10 protein-coding genes are annotated in these 10866 nt (G+C 34.5%); 7 read left to right on the top strand and 3 right to left on the bottom strand.

The window, feature by feature from the left end:
• Positions 1 to 79 precede the first annotated feature (79 nt).
• From FTV09_RS15635 to FTV09_RS15620, 4 genes are all read left to right on the top strand, one after another.
• Entirely contained in the window at positions 80 to 619 is a 540-nt protein-coding gene (locus tag FTV09_RS15635) for a recombinase family protein (RefSeq protein ID WP_373687717.1), read from the top strand.
• A 129-nt stretch (positions 620 to 748) separates the two neighbouring features.
• A complete protein-coding gene (locus FTV09_RS15630; protein WP_180058835.1) occupies positions 749 to 1687 on the top strand; it encodes a hypothetical protein in 939 nt (312 codons plus the stop codon).
• A gap of 350 nt (positions 1688 to 2037) precedes the next feature.
• Complete coding sequence (locus FTV09_RS15625; protein WP_257222918.1) at positions 2038 to 2934, top strand: Abi family protein; 897 nt, start codon at positions 2038 to 2040, stop codon at positions 2932 to 2934.
• 16 nt (positions 2935 to 2950) lie between these two features.
• The gene (locus tag FTV09_RS15620) at positions 2951 to 4027 is read left to right on the top strand and encodes a tetratricopeptide repeat protein (RefSeq protein ID WP_180058833.1); all 1077 of its coding nucleotides are present in this window, start codon (positions 2951 to 2953) and stop codon (positions 4025 to 4027) included.
• 200 nt (positions 4028 to 4227) lie between these two features.
• On the opposite strand, the gene FTV09_RS15615 is transcribed toward FTV09_RS15620, so the two are convergent.
• The 3 genes from FTV09_RS15615 to FTV09_RS15605 all read right to left on the bottom strand — a co-directional run bounded on the left by FTV09_RS15615 (position 4228) and on the right by FTV09_RS15605 (position 7949).
• Complete coding sequence (locus FTV09_RS15615; protein WP_104472902.1) at positions 4228 to 4746, bottom strand: plasmid replication DNA-binding protein; 519 nt, start codon at positions 4744 to 4746, stop codon at positions 4228 to 4230.
• 77 nt (positions 4747 to 4823) lie between these two features.
• Complete coding sequence (gene repM / locus FTV09_RS15610; protein ID WP_180058832.1) at positions 4824 to 5753, bottom strand: replication initiation protein RepM; 930 nt, start codon at positions 5751 to 5753, stop codon at positions 4824 to 4826.
• Positions 5754 to 7631: 1878 nt separating this feature from the next.
• A complete protein-coding gene (locus tag FTV09_RS15605) occupies positions 7632 to 7949 on the bottom strand; it encodes a hypothetical protein (RefSeq protein WP_180058831.1) in 318 nt (105 codons plus the stop codon).
• 276 nt (positions 7950 to 8225) lie between these two features.
• Between FTV09_RS15605 and FTV09_RS15600 the strand changes: the two genes are divergently transcribed.
• The 3 genes from FTV09_RS15600 (at position 8226) to FTV09_RS15590 (ending at position 10608) form a co-directional block, all read left to right on the top strand.
• Positions 8226 to 9191, top strand: coding sequence for a hypothetical protein (locus FTV09_RS15600; protein ID WP_180058830.1), 966 nt, complete (start codon positions 8226 to 8228; stop codon positions 9189 to 9191).
• On the top strand, positions 9191 to 9880 hold the full coding sequence (locus FTV09_RS15595; RefSeq protein WP_180012498.1) for a hypothetical protein: 690 nt from the start codon (positions 9191 to 9193) through the stop codon (positions 9878 to 9880). Before FTV09_RS15600 ends, FTV09_RS15595 begins: the two co-directional genes overlap by 1 nt.
• Before the next feature lie 161 nt (positions 9881 to 10041).
• Complete coding sequence (locus FTV09_RS15590; protein ID WP_006581699.1) at positions 10042 to 10608, top strand: recombinase family protein; 567 nt, start codon at positions 10042 to 10044, stop codon at positions 10606 to 10608.
• The last annotated feature ends 258 nt before the right edge of the window (positions 10609 to 10866 follow it).

Raw genomic sequence — 10866 nt, 5'->3', positions numbered from 1 at the left:
AATACCAACGAACAGCCCAAAGAATGATTTCACCTTGAAAGTGCCGACCGTGGAAGGGATTCATCTGCTGTATCTCGAAATAAATAAGATATTTAGCTTATCATGTCAGCCTATTTGCAACAGTGCCATTGAGGTCGACCGAGTTTTTATTGATAAGGCTTCTGGAAAAAATACTGCCCGCCCGAAATTTCAGGAAATGCTGAGTTATGTCCGTGAAGGGGACATGATTGTTGTTCACTCTATGGATCGTTTTGCCCGGAGTCTGAAAGATTTAGTTACTGAGGTTGATCAACTTGTCAAAAGAGGAGTTGCTATCCAGTTTATCAAAGAGAATATTACCTTTACTGCTCAAGCTACTCCCATGGATAACCTGATGTTGCAGCTAATGGGAGCGTTTGCTCAATTTGAACGGGAAATTATCTTAGAACGTCAAAAAGAAGGGATTAAGCTCGCAGCAGCTCAAGGAAAATATAAAGGCCGTGTCCATAAATTGAATCCCGATCAGGCTCAAGCCCTGCGACAAGCCTGGGACGAAAATAAGTATTCATCCAAAGTTGATTTGGCAAAAGCGTTTGGTATCAGCCGGCAGGCGGTGTATAGGTATTTGCAAAGAGAATAGACGATACTTGTCTAGGAGAGTGGTGGCAGTCCAAAAGATGGTTATGTGTGTCTAGAATTTTGGTGGCTATTCATAAAAAATATATTATTCTTTTAACATATGACTATCCTAGATTTCTGTGAGATAAAAATGAAAATAGTAAAATTAATTTATACTATAATGCTTTTATACTTAATATCTACATCAATTTCAGTTGCACAAGATTTTAAAAGTCTTAAATTAGATGAAATCATTTTAAGTGATTTATCTTTTAAAAATGTTATTCGAGCATTTTACTCAGATAAAATGTTAAGAGTACATGTGAATGATGAGTCTTTCACAAAAAAAATATATGTTGGTTTAGATACTCCTAAGCGATTATTAGAAGGACAATATTCAATATCACCTAACAACCAAGTTAAACTAGAAATTATCGATGATTCAACTCTGGGAATGACAGAGGTGACATATGAATATGTTGCTTATATGGATGATATTATCACATATAAAAATTCTAATAATGAACAAAGATATTTAGTACCAATAATAACTCATGCTGTATCAAATGGTGAAATCATTCAATACCGTACATCTCAGGGAATTATAGAGTTATTCTCTTTCAAAAAAGTTAAAAATGGATTTCAGGCTGTCAGTCGTACTCCTCTTGACCCTTACCCAACTGGCACTTGGGGTTATCCGTCATGGAATGCAAAAGAATTTTTTCCACATCTAAAAAAAATGGGGAAAAATTTAGTTGGAAATTATACACTTATTGATGAATCACTTGGACAAGGGTACAGTGAAAGTTTTTGGGAAATTATTCATCTCCCTGAAAATAACTATATACAAATATTTTATATATTAGCCGGTGAATCAAATGCTGCTGCCATTGGTGATGAAGAATCACCTCTAGTATATGATTATTCATCAGATCTGAGTATTCATGACGATAACTCTGAATATTTCCCTTTATATATTCATTTTAAAGGTGATAAAAATGAGGACGATAGTACAGTTATAAAAAGCATAGATCACAAATCTATTTTTATTTTTGATAAAGAGAAGTATGAATATATAAAGAAAAATTAATATATTTTTTATATTAGAATTGCTTATTCTGAATAGACACCTTTTAGTTAGAATTGGACTGCTCCCAGTATCCTAGACACGAAACAGCCTCATTTTAAATCTGCCTCGAATGCTTCTGGGTGCCTATCCGACATAGACACCAACATATCAAACCGGACATTTCTACTTGGGGCTTACAACCGACTAGATTTCTCATAAGAGATTTTATGTTAAATGCATACCTACAGACAGCAAAAAGCCCACTATTAAGCGGGCTTTTTACTCAATTTTTTGTCCTATCAACCGTAATTAATAAGACTTAACGTGTACAATTTAACGCAATTTCGAATTGAATGCAATCATTTACCTTAATGTCATTACTTATTCCAATACCTAGAAAACAGACCTATCAAACTTTTTTTAATGTCAATTCTGAAAGTGAGACTCAGGGAGTCTATCAGTGGCATCAGGATTTAGCTGCAGAAGCATTTCTGATTTTATGTGATTTTGAAGTCATATTTCGTAGCAAAATTCATAGAGCAATGGCTTCTTTAAACTGTTATCCAAATCAGGATGATTGGATTGTAGGCAGCCACCGACAAGCAAATTTAATAAGTCAGCTTCAACGAGATATGGCAATTGCCCAGCAAGCGGGAAATGATTTTTATCCTGATGCTAGAAATTATAATCTACACTCATCGTTTCAATTGAGTAAAAAAGATAGACAAAATTTTATAAAAATCATTTGTGAATATATTGAAAAGGGAAGAACTTCTTTCACTCATGATGATTTAGTTGCATCAGTGAGTTTTGGCTTTTGGGTTAGCCTTCTAAAACGTTTGGAATGGTTGAGACAAGGAAGCTTAATAACACCATATCTAAGAGAAATATTTCCATACTCAACGAAAGGTTTTGACTTAAACCATTTAAAGAATATTTTAGAAACCTTAAATAGAATTAAATCATTTAGAAATCGTATTGGTCATCACGATAGTATTATGCGAATACCTGAGCCAGTTGTGGGTCATGCTGACTTTTATCCAAGAAATGTAAATCAAATGATCAAAAGTCTACGAATATTGTTGTTAAGTCTATTAGATCTTGTTCGTGATATTGATCCTCAGTGTAGTACTGCTATTGAAGAATCTAAAAATTGGAAAAGCTTCTTTTTATTACTAAAAAATGAAAGTTTTCAGGTTTATAAAGGGAATAAAGGCCATTTAGAAAGCTATATAATTTGTTATTTAAATGATTGCTATAACGTCTAAAAAATAGGGGATAATTTTGATTTTAATTTGTGGAGCTATAGTAGGAATAGTCATTTATATCATTTGGAAATGGACCTATTCACTTAACACTAAAGGATCTACTGAGAATTCTAAAAATGATAAATACACTAACTTTAGATTAGGAGAACAATACAATACAGGAAAAAATAGGGATCCTAAAAAAGCATTTCAATTCTATAGTTTGGCTGCCGTACAAGGTCATAAAGAAGCAAAATCTCGATTAGCTTCAATGTATTGTTTAGGAGAAGCTATTCCAATTGATTACGATAAATCTTTGGAAATATTTTCAAGTCTTTGTAATTCCTATAAAAGTGAAATTCCTCAACAAAATATATTATCTTTCTTTCAGTATTTTATTGAGCATAAACTTACGGCTCATGATGCTAATAAATTTGTAGCGAGTCTGACTGAAAAAGCAAATTCAGAATCGCTATTCTCTCAATTTTTGTTAGGCGAAATGTATTTTAGCGGTATGAAAGTTGAGAAAAATATTGAGAAATCTCTGTATTGGTACTTGAAAGCTGCCACTAATGTAAAAGATATAGATTGTGGAACAGATACTTATAATTTAAAAAATGAAGCACAGTATATTCTTGCTAACTATTATAAGAATCTTGATTTAACAGATGAAAGTTGTCAAAAAAGTGCTTATTGGTATGTTGAAGCTCTTAATAGTTATCATATGGCAGCATATAACTTATTGTTATCTCTAACTTCAACACAAGATGACATCTTTTTTGATAGTAAAGATCACCAAATTAAATTTTTAGAATATTTATATAAAACTCTTGTGACGAATGCGGAAAAAAATTTAATAGAGTCCCAAAAGATGCTAAGTAATATGTATAGCTATGGTGTTTACCCTGAACAAGATTATGTGAAATCATTATATTGGCTAGAAAAAGTAGCAGAGCAGGGATATCAAGAAGCTAATTATCTGGTTGGAACAAGATACGAAGACGGTTGTGGAACTGAGAAAGATGTCCAAAAAGCAATTTTTTGGTATAGAAGAGCACCTAGTTATGGTCCTGCTTTAAGTAGATTAAATGAATTAACCAAGCCTCAAAGTTAGTGTTACTCTTAATAATATCTAAAATTAACATAATACGCGTTATACGAAACGCTTTGTAAAAACCATTTTAAAACAATGTCTTATGGATGTAAAAACAGCCTAAGCAGTCACGCTCAGGCTATTTTAGTGATTTTTTATGTTTCACGATCAATTATTGATCATTGTTCCACGGTTTTGATTAGTCTGATTAAATAGTCCTATCATCCATAGGGCTTGAAAAAACGGCTCCAAAAGCCCCTTTTTTCTGGTTCTGGCTCAATATGTTCAGGGACTGGAATACGCTTATTCTCGATAACCTCTGATTCCTTAGGAGGCATAGCTATGACGTCCTCTTTTTCTTCTACTGTGGATTCTGCCTGTGTTGATCCAGGATCATCAGATTGTGTTGTATTGGTTTTTGGAGCTTCCAATAGGCGTTGCATAGTTTCAATTTGATTTTGATAGAAGCTTTCTCTATTTTTTGCATCATCTAGCTGATTTTTTAGCAGGTCTATCTGCTGTCTAAGGAGTAAAACTTCTGCCGAATTTGGACTGTCTACTTTTACAGTTTCTTTTACACTCTGTTTTTGTACTGGCTCACCAAATACCCGGATCGCTTCTGCAAGATCAATCTTATTATCAGAATTTTTACTTAAAATACCTTTCTTTATATTGTTGTAAATGGTTTGTCGATTAATATTGTAAAGCTTAGAAAGCTCAAGAACTGTAAGGCTTTTCATGTGTAAATCTCTGCCTAATCTTGTAAAAAATTAGTGTCTATTAGACTGTCTAATAGACAAATCAGCAAGTCTATCTTCTATGCAGCTTTGAAGCCTACTTTTTGGAGATAAGGATAGAGTTCTTTAAACTTTTCTGGGTTTTGAAGCATTTCAGCAATGCGTATGGCAAACTGCTGATAGCTTTCGGTTCCCTGAGAGTATTTACTCATTTCAGGTAATTCCGAAAGTTTATTAGAAAATAAGTGACGTTGAGCATCTGTCATTTTAGAAAAAGCATTTTTAGTACTTACTTCATCGGAACTAGCTGGTGTCTTCATTACTTTCTTTTGTTTGAATGTGAATGAAAATCCGGAAATAGATCTACCTTTCTTATGTTGCTCGTATTGAACAATGATATCTGTATGTTCATTTAATTGTTTGATAGATATATCTAAAACTCGTTTCTTCAAATCTGAAATAATTGGATAATCTGTTTCCTTGACGCCCAAGATTTTTCGAAAATCATTTAATTCATAGAAGGGAGTTTCTCCAGTACTACGCCAAGATACTAACAATTCATACAAGCGAATTGCATAAGCACTGCTTAGATTACTAATTTGCTCTAATTCATATTTGGTAAAGTGTTTTTCTAATCGTGTAATTAGAGGAACAACAGCTGGTGCGAAAATAAGTTTAACGATGCCTTCATTCTCAATATAGCGAATTTCGCTGACCCAACGTGATTTCACATATTCGATATTATCTGCACTTCCTTGCTGGTAACTAAACTGCCTTAAGAACAGAGCGTGACATGCACTTTTTAATGTTGCATAGGCTGTATTTTTATGGACATTGAATTGATTTGCATAATTATCGGCATGTACTACTAGAGGGTCATTTGCATTAATACCCTTACCACTTTGTCTTGCTTCAACAATAGCTAAAAGAATTAATCGTTGCTCTGTGAGATCTAAATTATAACTAGCATTAATCAATGCATTATCTTTAACAACAATATTATGTTTCATACAGATTTATTACTGTGACGTCATCTAATCAAGTCAATATATTGACGTTACTAGTTAATGTCAATGATTTAAAGGGGACAAGATAGACGTCCATGTTTAACAAGATAGACGTCCATGTATGCTAGCAATAAATATTTTTAAAAATTATTATTAGATAATATTTTTAATTATTTATTTATAATAAAAACAATAATATATGGAGTTATTATTAGATAATAAATTTCTTTCTGGTCAAAAAATATCTAATTCATATTTAAAAAATCTAAAAATAGTTAAATTTGTTATTTATCAATATCTTATGGTAATTTGCAAGTGTATTTTTTGACCTTAAAATGGACGTAGTATTGCCGAGTCCATATATACAAGATAAACGTCCATGTATGCAAGATAAACGTCAAGGTATAACAAGATAAACGTCAAGGTATAACAAGATAAACGTCAAGGTATAACAAGATAAACGTCAAGGTATATGGCTTGAAAGCCTTATGTATAAAGGCTTTTGTGAAGTCTAAAAGTATTTAAAAACATTAAAAGTAATTAAAAGCCCAGTGCATGAAAAATTGCCCTTGGTTTTCGCTACGCTCAAACTCTATTGAATCTCGCTTTCGCTCGATTCGCCGGGGCAATTTTTTGGTTTATGTTTTCGTGAATTTAAGAAAAAGCAAAAGCAAGATCAAAAGCAACTCGGAATTCGCTTCGCTCATAGAGCTTTTTTACTCGCTACGCTCGGTCTAGGCTCAAATTTCTGCATATGATTTACGCTTATTTAGGCTTCACAGCTTAAAAAACGGTTTTTCAGAGAGTCTAGGCGCGAATTTTAGTGGTTCGCTCGTAGACACTCGCTCTATAGATGCTTATACAAGGCTTAAAATGGCGTTTTTTAGCCCGATTACAAAGTCATGTGATGAAATGATGGTTTTTGCTATGAAGTGGCTTAAATCGCAAATGAGAGCGAAATAGAGTTATTTTTATAAAGACAAACCCAGCCCCTTAGGGGCTGGGTTCTTAAAACCACTAGTTTGTACGTATTTATACTGCATCAACAGTTTGAAAATATCATTGTCGGCCAAGACAACTAATTTTCACGATTGTAGAATCATTTTAAGACAGTTTTTTCGGTAAATCATGCTAGCCAAAGCATGTTGATACCACTCGAATATTACCGAAAAAAATCTGTTTTCAATCACCTTAAACATCACCAACTTATCGGCATAGACTTTCCCAATTAACAGCGCTTACGTTTTTATTCGCTCGAACTGTCTGCAACCTCGATGTAGCTAAGGTTTTGTACTGGTCTATTCTCTAACACTTCTAAAGACCGTCACCGATCACCACCTCGTTGTTTGCCTAGAATTGCTTTTCTGTGAACTCATCAATCAGAAATTAAATATCTACAACTCATACGGTGTGAAGTGCGCCCACGTTAGTTTCACTTGTCTTTGATTTCAATAAAAAACATTGAAATCGAGTAGTACGCTTATCTCTAACTTAACTAAAATCAATTCCATACTTCGCTAGACCGCAGTTCCAAGTCTTTTCTAGCTTATATTTCCTAGTTAAATTAATAAGGTAAAGCACTTACTCTACGCATATCGACTGCCATCAACTATTTTGTAGTTGTATGTTGACAGAGACGACCTTACAGGCTTGAGCTATCCATTGATCTGTCAGCAATTTGCAACGTATCTCTACGAATTCAGCAAATCACCGTACAGTACCGAACGATCCAGTTATTCACCTCACGCCCCTGACACCTTACGATGCCCTCAAAAGCCCACCTGTGCGCCTTGACTATGCCCTTGCGAAGCATCTGCCAAGCGGTTATTAACGCCATTCACCCAATCCTTGAGATGGCTCACCGTAACAAATAAAACAGGGTTAATTCACTAAGTTACCAGTCGCATGTTTTAAACGCTGATAACCCGTCAATTCCCGTGTCCGTGTCGCCCTACTTGCATCCTGTAAAAACAGGAACATAACTTTTGTAACAGGTAGAAAAGAGGAGTCACACCTCTCAGCCCCTATCGCAGCCGCGCCAGCTAGATTTCTCACGCACGCAGCTTCACCGATAAAAATTTTCACAACTTGGCACGTTGCGAAAATGGGTGATGTTGTTTGTTCATGGTTGGCAATCCATGAACAAACAATTTTTAAGGAAAATTGAATGTATGGATTGGCAGTCCAACGAAAAAACAATATCTACAAATCTGATCTTATGCGTATCAAATACCATGTCAAGTCGAATTTTTGGAACTGCTAATTATGCGATAGCATAATTCGGTTATAACTACCTATAACTAGTCTTTTAGATATAACTATTAAAAAAATCTTTGGAATACCTTTAAGAATCTACAAATGAAGGTATATTGATAATTAAATTTTTGGACTAAATAAGAAAAAATGATTTATTACACCACTGGCATAAAAGAGTTCACTCATACGACCCTTGCATGTTTCAGCAAAGGTTACGATTTGGGAATTTTGATTAAACCGAGCAGTTTTAGTAATGCAGAATCCATGCTTGAAAAGTGGAATGACCGCTATGGTTTGCTGAATACACCACAACAGCAGTATCGAAAATTTCTGTCCGGACAAAGTACGTTTTGTTGCATCGTTGCGAATGGCGGTTGTTTTCAGAAAGAAAATCTAACCGAAGCTGATTTTTATCGTTACTTGCGTGATAAATCGAAAAATGAAAATAAGTTATATACCCTTAGACCCCCGACTTTGCTTTTACTTTGCCGTGTAAATGACTTACTTCTACGTTTGCCTGATGGTGTGATTATTCAGAATAAATATGATCATCTTGATTATTTAAATGATCAAATTTCTAAACAGGTCAAAGGTGCTGAAACCTTTGGAAAGATATCCTTAACAGTGGGTGAATATACTTTTTTACAGCTCACAAAACGAGCCAAAAGTATCAAAGAATTGCAAGAAATGGGTTTAAGTGAAAATACCAAACATGCGACTAACTTTACATGGCGTTTGAAGCAAGAAGCGTTTGAGGCTGTGCGTCAACGTGGCGTTAATTTGGTAAATAGCTTTCAAAAAAATAAATCCAATACGGATGTAAAAGAACATTTTGAAAAGTACCTTTTAAGCCTTGAGGGCTATATTGGCTACCGTGGTGTACGTGTGCAGATCGGTAAGTTATATAGCATGTTCACGGCTTATTTTCAGTCAAAAATGAACCGTAGTTTTTTAGGTGCAGGTGGACGAAAGTTAAATCTAAGCTATGTCCGTGCTTCCACTCCAAAAATTAAAAATAATACTGAAATCCATACATATTTTAGGGCTATTAAAGACGAAGCCAATCAAAGCTCAAGAGAGCTACTTTTGGCATGGAAAAGCAGTGAGGAGGGTAAGAGGTTTTTAGCGTCCAAAAGCAGTGATGGCTATGTTTATAGCGATAGTTTTTACAAGGATATTGAGTGATGGCTAAAACCCCTTATTTCAATAAACGTAGGTGGCTTGAGAGCCGACAGGATGAAATTACCGAGCTGTACCGCACGGGTAAAAGTTGGCATGAAATTGTTGAGCATTTAAAAATTTCTCATGCCATGCCCTTTGCCCTGATTGAAGCCGATTTTTTTAAATATTGTGATTTTTTAGTTGATGAGGTTGCGACAAGTCACTTTGAGGAAAATATTGAGCTACAGCGACAGCTCACCGACTTTAAAAAGCAATTTTCTACAATAGAAAAAGCTAAAGAATCTCTAGAACAAGAGAATGAAGCCCTCAAAGAAAAAAACATAAAACTGACTGCTAGAGCAAAGCAGTTGATTCAAGAGTCTAAAGAGCAGGATGAATTTAATGAGGAAAGTCAAAAAATCAATGCCGATCAAGCGAAAAATCTTATTCAGCAGATCAATTTAAATAAACAACTGGAGCAATCCAATACTGCGCTATCACTTAAAAATGAACAGCAGAGCGAAAAATTAGAAAAAATTTCAAAATATATGGATGCTATTCAGGCTGAAATGGATAAGTTTTCAATGTCAGAGGTGGAGTATAAGGAGAAAATTAAAATAGCTCATGATACGATTTTTAGGCTTAAAGCAATGCTAACAGTGCTACTTGTAATATTGTTAGGTTTCGCCTTTAAATCAGGTTTATTTGCGTAGAAAAGACGATTTCACAGAAGATGCGACATTATGTAAATTTGGAGTATAGCCTAACGGAACAAAATAAAGTCTTAAAAAGCAACTCAAAAACCGTATTTATAGACTTAATATTTAATTTCGGTACAATATGTATTTAATTATCTAAACTCTAACGGTACAGAATGCCTAATCAGGTCGGATATATTCGAGTCAGTTCAACTGAACAAAATACTGAACGTCAATTAGATGGAATCAGCCTGGATAAGACCTTTACTGAAAAGGCAAGCGGTGGTAGCCGTGAACGTCCTCAGTTAAATGCAATGCTCGACTATCTGCGTGAAGGTGATACGGTGCATGTTCATAGTATTGATCGTCTGGCACGTAATACAAATGATCTGAACGAAATTGTGAATAGTCTGAATGATCGTGGTATAACCATTATTTTTCATAAAGAGAATTTGACCTTCAGTCATGATGTAGCACAATCGGCAATAAATAAACTCATGTTTCAGATGCTTGCTGCATTTGCAGAGTTTGAACGCTCCATGATCCGTGAGCGTCAAAAGGAAGGAATTGCAAAAGCCAAAGCGAAGGGCTTATATAAGGGAAGAAAGCGGAAGGTTGACTATGTTGAAATACGAAAAGCAATGGCTGAAGAAAATTCAACATTTAGAGGTGTTGCAGAAAAGTTTAAAGTAGGGATAGCAACAGTACAAAGAGCTTTAAAAGAAGAAACTAATAATCAATAAGGTTGATTAATGAAGACGCTTAGATATTCAAATTTAGAAAAGATCATGACCATTTATACTGAAATTTCTACTTATATTACATTTCATAATGCGACTGGTTTAACAGATATAAATAAATCAATGGAAGATTTTTGAACCGTACCGGGTTTGTCGGAGACCAAGCTTTCTGAGAGAATGTCCCGATGAAAAAAGTAAAATATACCCCTGAAATCAGAGAAAGAGCGGTTCAATTATTGATTGAATCCGAGAAAGATTATC

The sequence above is a fragment of the Acinetobacter sp. YH12227 genome (assembly GCF_013417785.1).
GTDB lineage: Bacteria > Pseudomonadota > Gammaproteobacteria > Pseudomonadales > Moraxellaceae > Acinetobacter > Acinetobacter gandensis.
Note: the sequence above shows the minus strand (reverse complement) of the source record. Positions and strands in the feature narration are given on the sequence as shown.

Bases quoted from the DNA above. Each gene is read 5' to 3' on its own strand.
- FTV09_RS15615 (WP_104472902.1), bottom strand. From the start codon at position 4,746: ATGAAAAGCCTTACAGTTCTTGAGCTTTCTAAGCTTTACAATATTAAT.
- FTV09_RS15595 (WP_180012498.1), top strand. From the start codon at position 9,191: ATGGCTAAAACCCCTTATTTCAATAAACGTAGGTGGCTTGAGAGCCGA.
- repM (WP_180058832.1), bottom strand. From the start codon at position 5,753: ATGAAACATAATATTGTTGTTAAAGATAATGCATTGATTAATGCTAGT.
- FTV09_RS15590 (WP_006581699.1), top strand. From the start codon at position 10,042: ATGCCTAATCAGGTCGGATATATTCGAGTCAGTTCAACTGAACAAAAT.
- FTV09_RS15630 (WP_180058835.1), top strand. From the start codon at position 749: ATGAAAATAGTAAAATTAATTTATACTATAATGCTTTTATACTTAATA.
- FTV09_RS15625 (WP_257222918.1), top strand. From the start codon at position 2,038: ATGTCATTACTTATTCCAATACCTAGAAAACAGACCTATCAAACTTTT.